The organism is Nonomuraea sp. PA05 (genome assembly GCF_008086045.1).
GTDB lineage: Bacteria > Actinomycetota > Actinomycetes > Streptosporangiales > Streptosporangiaceae > Nonomuraea > Nonomuraea monospora.
Genome location: NZ_VSEY01000001.1, coordinates 572,918 through 589,339 on the forward strand (window position 1 = coordinate 572,918; position 16,422 = coordinate 589,339).

15 protein-coding genes are annotated in these 16,422 nt (G+C 73.1%); 9 read left to right on the forward strand and 6 right to left on the reverse strand.

Translation table 11 applies throughout. The annotated features are described in order from the left end of the window. Positions 1-52: 52 nt before the first annotated feature. From FXF51_RS02885 to FXF51_RS02895, 3 genes are all read left to right on the forward strand, one after another. Positions 53-1,663: an acyl-CoA carboxylase subunit beta gene (locus FXF51_RS02885; protein WP_222871092.1), complete on the forward strand. Its 1,611-nt coding sequence runs from the start codon at positions 53-55 to the stop codon at positions 1,661-1,663. Between the two features lie 312 nt (positions 1,664-1,975). After that, positions 1,976-2,257: a hypothetical protein gene (locus FXF51_RS02890; RefSeq protein ID WP_148432621.1), complete on the forward strand. Its 282-nt coding sequence runs from the start codon at positions 1,976-1,978 to the stop codon at positions 2,255-2,257. Beyond that, complete coding sequence (locus tag FXF51_RS02895; protein WP_148432622.1) at positions 2,254-3,021, forward strand: 4'-phosphopantetheinyl transferase family protein; 768 nt, start codon at positions 2,254-2,256, stop codon at positions 3,019-3,021. The genes FXF51_RS02890 and FXF51_RS02895 overlap by 4 nt, the downstream gene beginning before the upstream one ends. A 118-nt stretch (positions 3,022-3,139) precedes the next feature. On the opposite strand, the gene FXF51_RS02900 is transcribed toward FXF51_RS02895, so the two are convergent. The 3 genes from FXF51_RS02900 to FXF51_RS02910 all read right to left on the reverse strand — a co-directional run bounded on the left by FXF51_RS02900 (position 3,140) and on the right by FXF51_RS02910 (position 4,821). Continuing rightward, on the reverse strand, positions 3,140-3,598 hold the full coding sequence (locus FXF51_RS02900; protein ID WP_148432623.1) for a hypothetical protein: 459 nt from the start codon (positions 3,596-3,598) through the stop codon (positions 3,140-3,142). After that, a complete protein-coding gene (locus FXF51_RS02905) occupies positions 3,598-4,140 on the reverse strand; it encodes a hypothetical protein (protein ID WP_148432624.1) in 543 nt (180 codons plus the stop codon). The genes FXF51_RS02900 and FXF51_RS02905 overlap by 1 nt, the downstream gene beginning before the upstream one ends. Positions 4,141-4,206: 66 nt before the next feature. Beyond that, positions 4,207-4,821 (reverse strand): isochorismatase family protein, encoded by a 615-nt coding sequence (locus tag FXF51_RS02910; protein WP_262379250.1) that lies wholly within the window; start codon positions 4,819-4,821, stop codon positions 4,207-4,209. Positions 4,822-5,257: 436 nt separating this feature from the next. On the opposite strand from FXF51_RS02910, the gene FXF51_RS02915 reads away from it, so the two are divergent. Beyond that, positions 5,258-6,499, forward strand: coding sequence for an acyl-CoA dehydrogenase (locus tag FXF51_RS02915; protein WP_148432626.1), 1,242 nt, complete (start codon positions 5,258-5,260; stop codon positions 6,497-6,499). A 27-nt stretch (positions 6,500-6,526) separates the two neighbouring features. Here FXF51_RS02915 and FXF51_RS02920 read toward each other — a convergent pair whose 3' ends face one another. Beyond that, on the reverse strand, positions 6,527-7,477 hold the full coding sequence (locus tag FXF51_RS02920; protein ID WP_148432627.1) for a prephenate dehydrogenase: 951 nt from the start codon (positions 7,475-7,477) through the stop codon (positions 6,527-6,529). A 162-nt stretch (positions 7,478-7,639) separates the two neighbouring features. Between FXF51_RS02920 and FXF51_RS02925 the strand changes: the two genes are divergently transcribed. Then, on the forward strand, positions 7,640-8,503 hold the full coding sequence (locus FXF51_RS02925) for an alpha/beta hydrolase (protein WP_187414134.1): 864 nt from the start codon (positions 7,640-7,642) through the stop codon (positions 8,501-8,503). A gap of 87 nt (positions 8,504-8,590) precedes the next feature. Beyond that, complete coding sequence (locus FXF51_RS02930) at positions 8,591-9,199, forward strand: carboxymuconolactone decarboxylase family protein (protein ID WP_262379251.1); 609 nt, start codon at positions 8,591-8,593, stop codon at positions 9,197-9,199. A gap of 56 nt (positions 9,200-9,255) precedes the next feature. On the opposite strand, the gene FXF51_RS02935 is transcribed toward FXF51_RS02930, so the two are convergent. Further along, positions 9,256-9,648, reverse strand: a complete 393-nt coding sequence (locus FXF51_RS02935) for a nuclear transport factor 2 family protein (RefSeq protein ID WP_187414135.1) — start codon at positions 9,646-9,648, stop codon at positions 9,256-9,258. Positions 9,649-9,834: 186 nt separating this feature from the next. On the opposite strand from FXF51_RS02935, the gene FXF51_RS02940 reads away from it, so the two are divergent. Both FXF51_RS02940 and FXF51_RS02945 read left to right on the forward strand, forming a co-directional pair. After that, positions 9,835-10,398 (forward strand): carboxymuconolactone decarboxylase family protein, encoded by a 564-nt coding sequence (locus tag FXF51_RS02940; RefSeq protein ID WP_148432631.1) that lies wholly within the window; start codon positions 9,835-9,837, stop codon positions 10,396-10,398. Next, a complete protein-coding gene (locus FXF51_RS02945) occupies positions 10,395-11,933 on the forward strand; it encodes an NAD(P)-binding domain-containing protein (RefSeq protein ID WP_148432632.1) in 1,539 nt (512 codons plus the stop codon). Before FXF51_RS02940 ends, FXF51_RS02945 begins: the two co-directional genes overlap by 4 nt. On the opposite strand, the gene FXF51_RS02950 is transcribed toward FXF51_RS02945, so the two are convergent. After that, positions 11,930-13,048, reverse strand: a complete 1,119-nt coding sequence (locus tag FXF51_RS02950; RefSeq protein ID WP_148432633.1) for a glutamate--cysteine ligase — start codon at positions 13,046-13,048, stop codon at positions 11,930-11,932. The two genes, FXF51_RS02945 and FXF51_RS02950, sit on opposite strands and share 4 nt — an antisense overlap. A gap of 139 nt (positions 13,049-13,187) precedes the next feature. Between FXF51_RS02950 and FXF51_RS02955 the strand changes: the two genes are divergently transcribed. Continuing rightward, complete coding sequence (locus tag FXF51_RS02955) at positions 13,188-16,361, forward strand: hypothetical protein (protein WP_148432634.1); 3,174 nt, start codon at positions 13,188-13,190, stop codon at positions 16,359-16,361. The last annotated feature ends 61 nt before the right edge of the window (positions 16,362-16,422 follow it).

Genomic DNA, 16,422 nt, shown 5'->3' on the forward strand with positions numbered 1-16,422 from the left:
CGGGCTCCGATCTTTCACTGAAGGAATCGGAGAAGCCTGTTAGGAGAAGACGATGAGCATCTCTGAGCTGGACATCACCGCAGAAGAACTCGAACGGGCCGTACGGCCGGCGCCCCCCTCGATGGACCGGCTCCGCGACGACCTGGGCAGGCTGCGCCAGGACATCGCCGACGGCGACCACCGGGGCGTGGAGCGGCAGCGCAAGCTCGGCAAGCGCACCGCCCGCGAGCGGCTGGACCTGCTGCTGGACGAGGGCTCGTTCGTCGAGCTGGACATGTTGCGCAGGCACCGCGCGCAGGGCCTGGGCATGGAGCGGCAGCGGCCGCACACCGACGGCGTGGTGACCGGCTCCGGCACCGTGGACGGCCGCCGCGTGTTCGTCTACGCGCAGGACTTCACCATCTACGGCGGCTCGCTCGGCGAGGCGCACGCCCTGAAGATCCAGAAGGTGATGGAGCTGGCGCTGTCGACCGGCGCGCCGTTCATCGGGCTGAACGACAGCGGCGGCGCGCGGATCCAGGAAGGCGTCATGTCGCTCAACGGCTACGGCGGCATCTTCCAGCGCTACGTGCAGGCGTCGGGCGTGATCCCGCAGATCAGCGTGGTGCTGGGCCCGTGCGCGGGCGGCGCGGCCTACTCGACGGCGCTGGCCGACTTCACGTTCATGGCCGGCGACACCGCGCAGCTCTACCTGACGGGCCCGGACGTGGTGGAGGCCGTCACGGGCGAGCGGGTGACGCACGCAGAGCTGGGCGGCGCCCAGGTGCACGGCAGCCGTTCCGGCGTGGCCACGTTCGTGCACGACGACGAGGAGGAGTGCCTGGCCGCCGTGCGGGAGCTGCTGTCGATGCTGCCGAGCAACAACCTGGGCAGGCCGCCCGCCGCGCCGCCCTGCGGCGCGGCCACCGACGTGCGCCCCAGGCTCGCCGAGATCGTCCCCGCTGAGCAGCACAAGTTGTACGACATGCGGGAGGTGCTGGCGGAGCTGGTGGACGACGGGGACTTCCTGGAGACCCACCGGAACTGGGCGGGCAACGTGATCTGCGCCTTGGCCAGGATCGACGGCGAGGTGGTCGGCCTGGTGGCCAACCAGCCGACGGTGCTCGCCGGCGTGCTTGACGCGAAGGCCGCCCAGAAGGCGGCGCGTTTTGTCAGATTCTGTGATGCCTTCTCCATTCCGCTGGTGACGCTCGTGGACGTGCCGGGCTTCCTGCCGGGCAAGGACCAGGAGTACGAGGGCGTCATCAGGCACGGCGCCAAGCTGCTGTACGCCTACTGTGAGGCGACGGTGCCGCGCATCTCGGTCATCCTGCGCAAGGCGTACGGCGGGGCGTACATCGTCATGGACTCCCGCTCCATCGGCACCGACCTCTCCCTGGCCTGGCCCACGAACGAGGTCGCCGTGATGGGCGCGGAGGGCGCCGTCAACATCATCTACCGCCGTCAGCTCGCCGCGGCCGCCGACCCCGTCACCGAGCGGGCGGAGCTGCTCGAACGGTACAAGCGCGAGCTCATCCACCCCACCTACACGGCGGAGCGGGGGCTCGTGGACGACGTGATCGACCCGGCGGACACCAGGGCGGCGCTCGCCCGCGGCCTGGCCATGCTGCGCGACAAGCGCAAGCACAGCGCGCCGCGCAAGCACGGCAACGTCCCGCTCTGACCCTCCCGCGGCCCATTCCCTGAGCCCTTCGACCCGTACCTGACCCTCCCGCGGCCCATTCCCTGAGCCCATCAACCCGTACCTGACCCTCCCTTCCCCCAGCCCGGCCTCGGCGTGACCGAGGCCGGGCTCTTTCGTGTGCTCACCGCCCCTCCGTGACAACATGCGGTGCCCCGCATGCAGCTTCCTGCCTCCTCAACGCCTCGATCGGCGCCTCCCGCCACCGCACAGTGGAGCTGTGAGGACATGACCAGGAGCAGGGAGGCCCGACATGAAGCGCACTTTCCTCCACGGCCGGAGGGACATGCCGCCATGGTGATCCAGTTGACGATGCGCCAGGCGCACGGCCTGCCGCTGCCGGCCTCACCGGTGGACGGCATCCGCATCATGGCGCTGCTGCCCTCCGGCTGGCACAAGGACCTCGCGCAGGCCACCGGCGCCATCGTCATCCGCGTGCGCCCCGACGAGCCGCTCACGAGCGCTCAGGTGGGCGAGCGGGTGCGGGAGATCCTCGCCAATCCGGAAGTGGACCGTTGGGAACTGGTGGGCTGCCACCGCCTTGTCACGCGTAACGCCAGGGAGGACGACAGATGATTGCTTCGGTGCTGACGCAGGGCCAGTGCCAGATCTGGTGGGCGGGTCCGGACGACCGGACCGAGGAGAGCATGGCCGTGGTGCTGAGCGAGCGTGAGCTGGGCAGGGCGGCGAGGTTCCGCCGCGCGGCCGACCGCCGCCGTTTCGTCACGGGAGCGTGGCTGCTGCGGACGGCGAGCGCCGCCCAGCTCGGCACCAGCCCGCAGGACGTGGCGGTGGACCGGTCATGCCCGGACTGCGACCGCTACCACGGCAAGCCTGAGCTCAAGGGTGACGGCGCCCACCTCCACGTGTCGATCTCGCACTCGGGCGACCGGGTCGTGGTGGCGCTGACCGAGGAGGGGCCGCTGGGCGTGGACGTGGAGGCCGTTCCCGCCGAGCCTGTGGACGACCTGGCGCGCTGCGCGCTCACCCCGTGGGAGCAGGCTCAGCTCGACGCGCTGCCGCGGCACGAGCGCTATGAGGCCTTCGTCCGGCTCTGGGTGCGCAAGGAGGCGGCGCTGAAGGCCACCGGGCACGGCCTGCGGGTCCCGCCCACGGAGGTCGAGGTGAGCGGCCCCTACGCCGAGCCTGCGCTGCTGAGCTGGCCGCTCGACGTGCCTCCCGAGCACGTGCGCTTCCGCTCGCTGCACCCCGGTGACGGGTACGTCGCCGCGGTGGCGGTCATCACGCGGGAGAGCACGGTCACCGTGGCCGAGCGGCGGGCGATGCCGGGGCGCAGCACGGCGCGCGTGGCGGACGACGCCCTGCTCGTGGCGGCCTGAGACGCCGGGGCCCCGCCGGGTCCGGCTGCCACGACGGTGTGGCAGCGGGACGACGGCGGGGCCTCGTCATGCGGGACGACGGCGGGGCCTCGTCATGCGGGACGACGGCGGGGCCTCGTCATGAACGGGCGGCGACCGGGACGGCGGCGGGGGCGCGGCGGGGCCGCCTGCCGTACAGGAACCACAGGACGGCCGCGGCGGCGCCCAGCAGCAGCACGCGGAACATCCACTCGCCGGAGCCGCCGGGGCTGTAGACCCGGGCGGGCGCGCCTACGTCCACGGCGGGCACCGGCCGCCCCGCCTGGTGCGTGGCGCGGTCGCTGCCGTACAGCTCGACACCGCGCCGCAGGACCGCCCCGCCGCCGGCGCGGAAGTCACCGGTCCACACGCACGACTCGTGCCCGGGATGCTGGACGCAGCTCAGCTCGACCGGCACGAAACGGCCCGCCTCGCCCTCCGCGAACGCCGCGCGCAGCACCGTGCCGGCGTCCTGCGCCCCCAGGTAGACGAGCAGTGCCGCGAAGAGGGTGAGCACCACGGAGAAGGCGGACAGGCGGGCCCGCCTGGCGGGCGTCATCACCAGCTCGGGGCGACGGCGCAGGTGCAGCGCATGCCGGCGCCTTCGGACACGCGCGGACGCCGGTGCAGGATGACCGCCACCACCATCGGGGCGAACACCAGCGCGTTGTAGAACAGGTGCAGCTCCATGCGCGGCACGAGGAGCTGGATGAGGCTGGTCGGCGCGGGACGGCCCAGCAGGTTCGCACCGGCGAGCGCCTGGACGAGCAGGAGCAGGTGCTCCAGGTGGTGCCAGACCTGGATGCCGAGCGAGACGTTCCACCACGTACGGGACCTGCCGGCGAATCCGCCGCGCAACATGATCAGCCCGGCCAGCATGAGCAGCGCGTAACCGTAGTGCATCCACTCCGACGAGATCAGCCACGGGAAGGGCACGCCGAGCAGGCCGCGCGCCTCCTTCAGCGGCCAGCCGAGCGCGTAGACCTGCACGGCCTGCGCGATGTGCTCGCCCCAGTGGGCGACCACGACGACCATGAACGCGGTGAGCGCGGCCTTGTGATGGCGCGCGTTCAGACCGGTGGGCAGAGTTTCCGTGCGCATGCGCGTACCTCGATTCTGACCTGGAGTTTTCTCCCCAGCCTGAATCGAGGCGCGGTACGCGGCATCTCAGAGCGTGCGCAGTTGGAACAGGAGCTGTTTGGTGGTCAGCGTGACCCCGCAGGAGCCGGCCACGAAGCGGAGCGTCTGCAGGTGGTCGGCGGCGGTGCGGTCCGCGATGGCGTCGGCCACGATGTAGGGCTGGATGTCGTGGGTGAAGGCGTCGTGCGCCGTCGCCAGCACGCCGGCGTGCGCGTACACGCCGGCGACGACGAGCTGGTCGCGGCCGGACTCGCGCATCCGCCACAGCAGCGTGGACTCGTGGAAGGCGCTGTGACGCCGCTTGGCGATGAGCCAGTCGTGCGGCCTGGGCGCCACGCAGTCGGGGAAGCGCCGCTGCGCCGCGTCGAGCCGCGGGCCGCGCTCCTCCTGGAAGTCCTTGAGCAGGCCCTGCTGCTGCTCGGTCATCAGGCCGGGCTGGGCCGCGTACGCCACGGGGACGCGCAGCCGCGTGCACTGCTCGCGCAACTCGGCGACGTTCCTCAGCAGGTCGCGCAGCGGGGCCTCGCCGTGCGGGAAGGCGTCGAGCACGCTGTTGCGCATGTCGAGCAACAGGAGCACGGCACGCCGGGGATCGGGCGTCCACGGCGGGGTGTTCTCGGGAAGCTCTCCCGTGTCCGGCATCGGATAAGGCTCGAATTCCGCAACAATCGTCATGTCAGCTCACCCGTATTATCTCGGCTTTCCCTCATGATCCGCCTGGGGCGAATGCCGCCGGAAGGTGGTACGGCGGCAGGAAGCTGCCTTCCTGTCGCCGTTTCTTGCCAGCCTAGAAAGGCAGCTTCTTGCCGGCCGGTGTGCGCAGGTCGAGCGAGGTGGGCGCGGGCTTCTTGGTGGGCTTCGAAACGCGAATACGTCGCATGATGAACTCCGTTCGGATTCCCCTTGCAGCGACGGTAACCGCTTGCCGGAATGCGGAGTTCTCGCGCCGTGCCCGGCCCGGAACAGCGCAATTTGGAAGATGTCCGCGCGGGCGCGGGATGCGAGCCTCGTTGACGACGGGCGGGCGCGGGACGCGGGCGCCGCCGACGACGGGAACGCCGCCCGGCGAGGAGGCGCGATGCTGAAGCTCCCGACCCCCAGCGGAGCCGAGCTCGTCGCCCGCGCCGCCGACCTGGCGCGGGCCCTGCGCGGCAAGACCGCCCAGGCCGGACGCGACGGCGGCCCGCACCCCGAGACCCTGCCCCCCAAGACCCCGCACCACGAGACCCCGCGCTCCGAGACCCCGCGCTCCGAAACCCTGCGCTCCGAGACCCTGCGCTCCGAGACCCTGGACGCCATGACGCTCGCCGGCGTGTACCGGCTGTGCGTGCCCGCCCGCTTCGGCGGCTACGCGGCGGACGCGGGCACCGTCGCGGCGGTCGCGGCCGAGCTGGCCGGGGCCGACGGCGCCGCCGCCTGGGCCGCCGCCGCCTCGTGGAGCGCGGCATGGGCCTGCGCGATGTTCCCCGGCCAGGCGCAGGACGACGTGTTCTGCGGCGGCGACGTGCGCATGAGCGGCACCCTGCGGCCCACCGCGATGGCGTTCGAGACCGGCGGCGGCATCGAGATCAACGGCCGGTGGGGGCAGATCGCGGGCGCGGCCCACAGCCAGTGGCAGCTCATCGCCGCGATGCGGGTGGGCGCCGACGGCCGGCCCACCCACGTCCTGGCCCTCGCCCGGACGTCCGACCTCGAGCTCGTGGGCGGCTGGGACACGCCGGGGCTGCGCGGCTGCGGCGGCGCCGGCGTCGTCGCGGACCACCTGTTCGTCCCGGCCCACCGCGTGCTTCCGCTGCGCGACGCCCTGCGCGGCTCCGCCTCCCACGCGCCGCTGGTGCCCTTCGCCTCCGTCTGCGCCGCGGGCGCCGCGCTCGGCCTCGCCCAGGCCGCCCGTGAGGCGTTCGACGAGCGCGTCACGTACGGCAGGCTCGCGGACACCGACTACGAGAGCCGCGCCGCCGCGCCCACCACCCACCTGCGGGTCGCCGACGCCACCATGAAGATCGACGAGGCGGAGTTCCACACGCGCCGCCTCGCCGGGCTCCTCGACGGCAAGGCGGCGCGCGGCGAGGACTGGAGCCTGGCCGAGCGGGCCAGGGCGCGGGCGGAGGCGGGGGAGGTGTGCAGGCTCGGGCGGCTGGCGGCCGACACGCTGGCGGCGGCGGGGGACGAGACGTCCGTACGCGACGACGAGCCGCTGCACCGGATCGCCCGCGACCTGGGGACGCTGTCACTGCACAGCCTGACCCATCCGGCCACCGGGGCCGAGCTGTACGGCCGCACGCTGTGCGGCCTGCCACCGCACACGCTGTACGTGTGAGGGCGCGCCATGGGTGTGCTCTCCTCGTCAACCGGCGGCGGCCGTCTCCCGCCTGCCGTGCGGCCCGCCCGCCGTGCCCGGCCAGGAGCTGACGATGCGCGAACGTCCCGCGTTCCCCGCGCCCAGCACGTCGGTGAGCGCGCCCAGGAGCGCGGGGTCGGCCGAGCGGAGCGCCGCCACCACGGAGTTGAGGTCACCGGCGACGGCCTCCAGCACGTCGGCGACGGGCTCGGCGTTGTGCTCCAGGATGTCGCGCCACAGCCCGGACGGCCCGCCCGCCACCCGCGTCACGTCCAGCAGCCCGCGCCCGGCGAGGACCAGCGCCCCCTCACCCGACCCCGCGAACCGCGCCGCCAGCGTCGACGACACCACGTGCGGGGCGTGCGACACGGCGGCGGCGGCCCGGTCGTGATCCTCCGGCTCGATCGGCACCACCCGGGCGCCGCACGCCGTCACCAGCGTCGTCACGGCCCTGACGGCGTGCGGCGACAGCGCCGGATGGTGGCACACCGCCCACGGCCGCCCCTCGAACAGGTCGGCGCTGGCGGCGGCCGGCCCGGACGACTCGCGCCCGGCCATCGGGTGGCCGGGGACGAAGCTCTCCAGGTCGCATCCGGCGGCTTCGGCCTCGGCGAGCAACCGCGCCTTGACGCTGGCCACGTCCGTGTAGAGCACGCCGAGGCCGCGCTCCTGCGCCCACCGCAACATCGGGACCACGGCGGAGGGCGGCGTGGCGATCACCACCACATCGGCAGGCGAGGCCGCGCCAGGTTCCGCTGACGCGCTCACCTCGAGCGGCACCCCCGCGCCCCTGCTCACGGCCGTCGCCACCGCCCCGGGATCCCGGTCGGCGAGCGCCACGCGCACGCCGGCCCGCCGCAGGGCGAGCGCCACCGACGTGCCGATCAACCCGCACCCGATCACCGTGACCTTGCGGACCGCCCAACCGGGCGTCGTTGCGGTGCCAGATCCTGACATGGCAGTGCCTTCCCCTGACGTGGCTTCACGCTCCCGACCATGGTGCGCGACCCCCACGGCCCCGGGCAGCGTCCCGCCAGGTCCCCTTGCTGCACCGGCACGGCACCTTCCTGCCACGCCGGGCCAGGGCGCCACGCCACCGCCGCGACCTACGCTCGCCGCATGTCCTTCCACGAGCTGCTGACCAGAACCGTCAGGGACCCCGACCGCGTCATCCGCTTCGGCCCGCACCCCGACCAGGTCATCGACGTCCACCTCCCGCCACGGGAGACGGCGCCGGCGGTGGTCCTGCTGCACGGCGGGTTCTGGCTGTCGCGCTACGACAGGACGCACGCGCGCCCCATGGCCGCCGCGCTGGCCGCCCTCGGGCACCGGGTGTACGTGCCGGAGTACCGCAGGCTCGGGCAGGAGGGCGGCGGCTATCCCGGCACGTTCGACGACGTGGCCGCCGCGGTCGATCTCGTCGCGCGGGAGCGGCGGGGGATCGTCGTGGCGGGGCACTCGGCGGGCGGGCACCTGGCCCTCTGGTCGGCGCTGCGCCACCGGCTGCCGGCCTCCTGCCCGTGGCGGGGTGAGCCCGCCATCGACGCGGTGGTGGGGCTGGCGGCGCTGTCGGACCTGGGGGAGGCGTACACCAGCGGGCTGGGCGACGGGGCGGCGGTGCGGCTGGTGGACGGCCGCCCGGAGCTTCTCGCCCGCACCGACCCCGCCCGCCTGCTGCCACCCGCTCCCGCGCCCGGGCCGGCCCTCGCGGCCCTGCCCGCCTCCGCGGTGCGCCTGGCGCTCGTGCACGGGGCTCGGGACCGGCTCGTGCCCGTGGACATGAGCCGCAGGTTCGCGATCCGGGCGGGGGCCGAGCTGACCGAGATCGAGGACGCCGGGCACTTCGCCCTCCTCGACCCGCTCTCCACCGCCTGGCCCGCGGTGATCCGCGCCATGGCGCAGGCCCGTCCGCCCGCCGATGGCAGGAAGCGGTCACCGGCCTGCACCTTGCTGGCCGCCCGCGACCCCCTTCCCGCATTCTGATCACCGCACACTGAAAGTGCCGTAACACCGACCGACGACGAAGGGCACAAAATGACCAACGTCACTTTTTTGGATAACCGCAATTCCGTGAATGGGTCACCGCGCTGGCGCGAATTCGTCAATCACGCCGGCGGCAGATCCGCTCACATCACGTTACGTTCGGACGAGCCGGGAATTCGCGGCCTGTTCCGCTACCGCCCGGAGGCGGCGCAACCGCTGAACCTGCTCTCCGAGGTGCTCCTGTGCGGCGACGGCACCCTGACCAGGGGTGAACGCGAGCTGATCGCCGCCTACGTGTCGTCGCTCAACCACTGCCGGTTCTGCTACCACACGCACGCCGCCTTCGCCGCGGTTCGCGTCCCCGGCGGCATGGAGCTGGTGGGCCAGGTGCGCGACGACCTGCACAGCGCCCCGGTCCCGGCCAAGCTCAAGGCGCTGCTGGCGATCGCGGCGGCCGTCCAGCGCGGGGGGCAGGAGGTGACGCCCGAGCACGTGGCGGCGGCCAGGCGGGAGGGTGCCACGGACGAGGAGATCCACGACACGGTTCTGATCGCGGCGGCGTTCTGCATGTACAACCGGTACGTGGACGGCCTGGCCACGCTGGCCTGCGACGACCCCGAGCACTACGCCGAGCGGGCCCGGCTGACCGGCGGGTACGTGGCCACCTGGAACGACGCGCTGGAGGAGGCCTGCTGAGAAGCCCGCGGAGCCGCGGCGCGGGCTCCGTGCGGCGCCCGCGCCCGAGACCTCCGTCAGGCGAAGAACTCGTCCACCGAGTACGGATCGTACGGGTAGCTCGTCCGCTCGCTGATCCTCCCGCCGCTCAACCGGAAGAGCTGCAGCCCGTGGTCGTTGAGGGTGCGGCCGTCGCGCTCACCCCGGATCGACAGCACCGCGGCCACGCGGTCACCGCTGACGAGGTAGTCCTCCGGCTCCAGCCGCAGCCCGCCGGATGCGGCCTCGGCCAGCCGGGCCAGGTAGCCGAGCACCTCCTGCTTGCCCCGGTAGTCCTTGGCCATCGGGCCGCGGCCCGGGACGTGGAAGACGACGTCGTCGGTGAGGAGGTCTCGCAGTACGTCCAAGTCGCCCTTGGCGAGGGCGTCGTAGAAACCGCTGGCGACAGTGATGCTGGAATGTTCGGTCATGGATTCCGTCCATCGCAAACAGGGCTTATGGGCCGTTCGCGACCTTACGCTGCGTAGATCCGCAAAACAAGAAGCCGTCCGGAATGGGCGCATAAATGGAGAAAAGGGGGACGTTGACAGTGGATGAGCGACCACCCGATCATGCAGGAGGTGACCGACCCGACCGGCCGAAAATGAGGAGCATTAATGCCCCACATCACCATCGATTCTGGTGAGCCCGGAATTCGTGGCCTCTTCGCCTTCCGCCCCGAGACGGCCGGACCGCTGAACGCCCTGGCCGAGGCGCTGCTGCGCGGCGACAACACGCTGACGCGCGGCGAGCGGGAGCTGATCGCCGCGTACGTGTCGGGGCTCAACGAGTGCCGCTACTGCACCGCCTCGCACGCCGCGTTCGCCGCCGCCCAGCTGCCCGGCGGCATGGACCTGGTCGACCGGGTACGCGCCGGCGAGGCGGGCACCGAGATCTCCCTGAAGCTCAGGGCGCTGCTGGCGATCGCCGCCGCCGTGCGGCGGAGCGGCCGCGAGGTCACCGGCGACCTGGTGGACGCGGCCAGGGCCGAGGGCGCCACCGATCGCGAGATCCACGACACCGTGCTGATCGCGGCGGCGTTCTGCATGTTCAACAGGTACGTGGACGGCCTGGCCACGCACGCCCCCGACGACCCTGGCTTCTACGCCACCTCCGCCGAGCGCATCGTGGAGCACGGCTACGGTCATCCCGCCCCGCAGCAGGCGGGACACGCCGGGTGACGCACGACCACCGCTACCTGATCATCGGCGCGGGCCCCGGCGGGCTCCAGCTCAGCCACTTCCTGCAGCGGGCCGGCGCCGACTACGTCACGCTGGAGCGGGAGGATTCGCCCGGCGGCTTCTTCCGCCGCTACCCGCGCCACCGGCGGCTGATCTCGCTGAACAAGGTCCACACCGGCGAGAAGGACCGCGAGATCCAGCTCCGCTGGGACTGGAACTCCCTGCTCAACGAGGGCCCCGAGCTGGCGTTCCCGAGCTACTCGCAGGAGTACTTCCCGCACGCCGACGACCTGCTGCGCTACCTCGCCGACTTCCAGCGCGTGCACGACCTGCGGGTGCGTTACTCCACGCCGGTGCTGCGGGTGGACAAACAGGACGGCCGCTTCACGGTGCACACGGACGGCGACGTCTACCGCGCCGACTGCGTGATCGTGGCGACCGGGTTCGGCGGCCCGCACGTGCCCGCCATCCCCGGCATCGAGCTGGCCACCGGCTACGAGGACGTCCCGGCCGGCGGCGAGAACTTCGCAGGCAAGCGGGTGCTCATCGTCGGCAAGGGCAACTCGGCGTTCGAGACGGCCCAGGCGCTGCTGCCGTACGCGTCGGTCATCCACCTGGCCAGCCCCAGCCCCGTCCGGCTGACCTGGACCAGCAAGCACCCCGGCCACGTGCGCGGCCAGTACGGCGCGCTGCTGGACAGCTACTGGTTCAAGACCCTGCACGCCGTGCTGGAGTGCACGGTGGACCGGATCTGGCGCGAGGACGGCGGCTTCCGCGCCGCGATCACGTACACGCTGGCCGACGGCGAGCAGGCGGTGCTCGACTACGACGCCGTGCTGCGCTGCACCGGCTTCACCATGGACACCGGCCTGTTCGACGAGTCCTGCCGGCCCGAGCTGGCGCCGAACGGCCGCATCCCGGCCATCCGCCCCGACTTCCAGTCCGCCGACGTGGACGGCCTGTACTTCGCGGGCACCCTCATGCAGGCCCGCGACTTCAAGCGCGCCTCCTCGGCGTTCATCGACGGCTTCCGCTACAACCTGCGCACCCTGGCCGCGCTGCTGCGCGAACGCTACGACGGGGTGCCGCTGCGCTCGCGCGAACTGCCCGCCGACGCCGGCCTGCTGACCGACGACGTGCTCGGCCGCGTCAACCACAGCTCGGCGCTGTGGACCCAGTTCGAGTACCTGGCGGACGCGTACGTCATCGACGCGGCGAGCCGGACGGCGCGGCACTACGAGGATCTGCCGGAGGACTACGCCGTCTCCCGCTTCACCGGCGAGGACCTGCTGCTCACCGTCACCCTGCGCTGGGGCCCGCGCGACCGGCACCCCGACGTGTTCGCCATCCGCCGGCACCCGACGCCTGACCGCGCCGACGAGTGCGCCTTCCTGCATCCCGTCGTCCGGGTCTGGCGGGGCGGCGAACAGGTCGCCGAGCGGCACCTGCTGGAGGACCTGCAAGCCCGCTGGCAGGACCCGGTACGCCACGTCGCCCCGCTGCGCGCCTTCCTGTCCGAGCACCTGCCCGTCTAGGAGAGGAAGCGCTCCACCAGATCGTCCACCACGCCCTCGAAAGAACCGCGCGCCTTCAGCGCGGCGCGCTGCCTGGCGGCCCCGCTCCCCGCCTCGCGCAACCACCGCCACTCCCGCGCGACCGCCTCCAGGTCGCCGCTGTCCGACAGGGCGGGCCGCACGTGCTCCAGCAGTCCCGCCACGATCTCCGCCACCGGAACCGCCCGCCCGGTGTGCGGGTCCACGCCGTGCCCGTCGAGCCCGTCCCTGGCCGCCCGCCAGTACGCCGCCCGCAGCAGCTCGCCCGGCGTCCGCGGCCCGGGATCGCCGTCCCGCACCCGCCCCAGTGACACCGTGACCAGCGCCCTGACCACCAGCGCCAGGAGCAGCGACTCGCGCGCCGAGGCGGGCACGTCCGTCACCCGCACCTCCACGGTCGGCAGCCGCGGCGAGGGCCGCACGTCCCAGAAGACGGTCGCCGGATCGACCAGCGCGCCGCTCGCGTTCAGCGCCGCGACCACGCTCTCGTAGTGCTCCAGGCTCTCCAGGTACGGCGGCGGCCCGGCCACCGGCCACTTGCTCCAGGACAGCACCCGCCAGCCCGCGTAACCGGTGTCGCGGCCCGTCCAGAACGGCGAGTTGGCCATGAGCGCGATCAGCGCGGGCAGCCAGGGCCGCAGATGGTTGCAGACCAGCGGCGCCAGCTCCCGCTCCGGCAGGTGCACGTGCACGTGACCGGCGCAGATGGCCTGCTCGTCGTGGAGCGCCCGGTAGTTCTCGATGCCGAGGTCGTAGCGGGGGTCCTCGGTGATGGGCGGCGGCACCGCGTCGCCCAGCACGGGCGTGCCCGACGCGAGCACGGCCAGCCCTTCGGCCCGCGCGGCGGCGGCGACCACGTCCCGCATGCGCCGCAGCTCCCGCTCCAGCTCCGCCGGGCCGGCGACGGGCGGCGTCTTGGCCTCCACCTGGAACTGGGTGATCTCGGTGCACACCAGGTCGCCGAGCTCCCCGGCGGCCCGCCGGACGACCGGCCCGGCTCCCGGCGCGACCTCGCGCGTGCGGGGATCGACGACGAAGTACTCCTCCTCGACCCCCATCAGGGGCCGGACGGGGTCGAACGCGGCGGTCACGGTCATGCGCTCCCTTGCCGGAGGTGGACGGTCAGGTCCGATCTTGCCGCCCCCGCAGCCCGTCCCGCTGCCTTTAGGTCTAGGCGACCTATTGGACGCGACGTACAGTCCCGGTCAAACCCCCGTCCCGAGGCGGTCGATGGCCATGTCGTCGCGATTCCTGGTGCCCTTAGTCGCCCTCCTGCTCGTCCTCGCCACGGGAGCCGCTCCCGCCTGGGCGGACACGGCGGCGGGGTCGAGCGCGTGCACGGCCGGCGGCGTCACCTGGCGGGCGGCCTGGACGGTGTCCGACTCCGTCTACGGCCCGCTCGCCAGGGTGACCGGCCTGACCAGGACCGACGGCTCGGGCACGGCCGACGCCGGCGGGTCGCAGTGGGAGCTGCGCTGGGACAACGTCCCCGCCCAGTGGCCGCCGAGCACCCCGCAGGCGGCGCCGTTCCAGCAGGTCACCGGCACGCTCGCCGGCGTCGGTGGCCAGCCGGTCGCCACGTACCTGTCGCCGCGGCTGGTCGCCCCCGACGGGGGCTGCCAGATCTACCTGTCGCCGTACGCCAACGCGCACGGGCAGCCCGGTCAGCCGCGGATCGCGGTGCTCGGGGACAGCCTCGTGCAGCAGCTCAACGACTCCGGCTACAACGCCGCCCACGGCGTCCAGGGCTACGTGGAGGGCAACCTCAACACCGCGGGCCTGCTCGCGGAGGTCGAGGGGCAGGGCGGGCGCCGCTGGACCGACGGCGGCGGCGCCGGCCTGGCGAAGGCCGGTAGCTACCTGCTCGACGAGTTCCGCGGGCTCACCGAGCACGAGACGAGCGGGTTCGTGGTCGCCCTGGGCGCCAACGACGCGCTGCACGTCGCGCTGGGCGCCACCCAGCAGGAGCGCGACGCCCGCTGGGCGGCCGTGTACGACAAGCTCCTGGCGGTGCTGGGCGAGATGATCGCCGGCACCGGCTGCCTGGTCGCGATCACCGCGCCCGAGCACGGCAACGTCTACAGCGCCAACTACGCCGCCGCGGCCACCACGCTCAACGACGTGCTGCGCTGGATCGCCGCCGCCGACGGCTCCGACTCCTTCACCCTGCTCGACTTCGCCGCCGAGGCGAAGCAGCACCAGCACGGCGCCGCGCACCCCTGGTTCGACACCGACAACCTGCACCTCGACCTCGCCGGCAAGCTCGTCTACACCGCGAAGATCACCGAGGCCGCGCAGCGCTGCGGCCAGGTCTCGCCCGCGCGGGCCGTGCAGGTCTACGGCGCGCCCGGCACGTTCGGCACGCTCACCGACGGCGGCACGGCGCCCACCGGCCAGCCCATCGGCGCCTCCCCGGTCGCCGGATGGGACGTGCCGCCGGGGCAGAGCGCGTTCTTCTCCGCGGTCGCAGCCGACGGGACCATCTTCACGGCGGGCCTCGACCACAACGCGGTCTTCTTCTTCCCGACGGCCGACGACAGCGTGATCATGTCCTTCGACCCGGCGCGCCGCGCGTACGAGAACATCCGGATCCGCTCCACCACCGGCGCCACCCACGGCAGGTACCCGCCCGCCTCGCCGGGCGGCAGCTCCATCGCCGACCTGCAAGCCATCGACGGCGGCGACGCGATCGCGTTCACCGTCTTCGCGCCCAACCAGAGCGGCCACGACGGGCAGGGCGTCTGGCCGACGTTCGGCGTCCTGACCAAGACCGGCGGGCACTGGCAGGTCGCGGACGGCAACCAGTGGACGGCGGCCCAGCTGCGCGACTCCAGCGCCACCCTCGGCCAGGCGGCGTGCGGCGGCTCCGCCCCCTACTGCCGCGGCATGAACGAGATGTCGCTCCTGCCCGCCTCCCAGGACATCGTGGTCGCGCAGTACACCTCCGGCACCGGCGACGCGAACAAGAACGGCGCCATCGTCGTCCTGCGCGTGGAGGGCCCCGACGCCGGCGGCCGGTACACCGCCCGGATCCGCGGCCACTACCAGCTTCCCCGCTTCCCGAACCCGCAGACCGCCGCCCCGGACGACTACGCCGACCTGTCGGTGCTCGCCGTCGAGGCCGACCCCACCGGCACGCTCGGCGACGAACGCTTCACCGCCGTCTTCGACGCCTGGAACGTGCACAACCCCGTCGTCGAGTTCAGCTACGACGCCGCCACCGGGACGATCACCCCCGTCTCGGCGCCCCTCATCGCCGGCGACCGCAACGGCGGCGGCGAGTTCTGGGGCTACAGCGCCAGCGCCTACGACGGCGACGGCAACCTGTGGATCCGCCGCAGCCGCGGCTTCGGCAACGGCCCGCTCGCCGTCTACGCCCGCCAGGCCGGGCAGGACAACATCGGCGGCCAGAGCTGCGCCCACGACCCCGCCAAGACCTGGGACGCCTACACCTCCACCGCCGGCGGCACCACCGTGTGGGGCCTGACCTGCCCGCCCGACTACGACCTCCTCCAGGGCGCGGAGACCGGCCCCGCCACGGGCGTCGCGTACAACCCGGCCAACGGCGACCTCGTCACGCTCGGCGCCGGCGGCGAGATGCTGGCCATCCGCACCAGCGGCCAGGGCCGCGCCATGTCCTTCACCATCGGCTCCTTCGCCGACCCAGGACGCTCCCGGCTGCCCGTCGGCGCCAACCCCGCCGACCCGTCCCGCAAGTCCATCACCGACACCCGGCTCGGCGGCTTCGACGCCTCCGGCCGCTTCTTCTACTGGCTCGGGCAGCGGGTCGCGCCGAGCTGCGCCGCGCCGGTCGAGGGGCCGTGCCGCAGCGACAACGCCTACGCCGAGCTGGACCAGTGGCTCGTCACCGCCGACCCCGGCGCCCTGTTCGACCCGGCCCCGGCCGTGCTGCCCGTCGAGCAGGGACAGCGCGTCACGATCGAGGCCGAGCACACCGCGACCACCGCCACCACCCTGACCCAAGGGACGACGATCAAGGTCGACTCGCACGCCTACGTGCACAAGTGCCTGTGGGGGTGGGGCACCACCCAGTGCGCCGACAAGGGGGCGGACAACTCGTACCAGACCGAGGGGCGGGTGCTCGCCGACGACACCGGCACGGCCGGGCACCCGGGGACGCCCGTCACGTACAAGGTGTTCGCGCCACGCGGCGGGCAGTACACGATCGCGTACCGGGCCCGCATGCGCGGCGCGGCCACCGGCCGCATCCACGTCAAGGCCGGCTCCACCACCTACCCGGCCACCACTCTTGCCGAGGGCGGCTGGGGAGTGACGACCGGCCCTGCGCTGACGCTGGCGCCCGGCGAGAACACCCTGACCATCTCCGCGCCGGCGGGGGAGGCGGGCTGGTACCTCAACTGGTTCACCCTCACGCGCACGTCACCGTAGGAGAGCGGCGCGGTGACCTGCGCGGGTCACCGCGGGAGGCCGGCGCGGTGACATGCGCGTG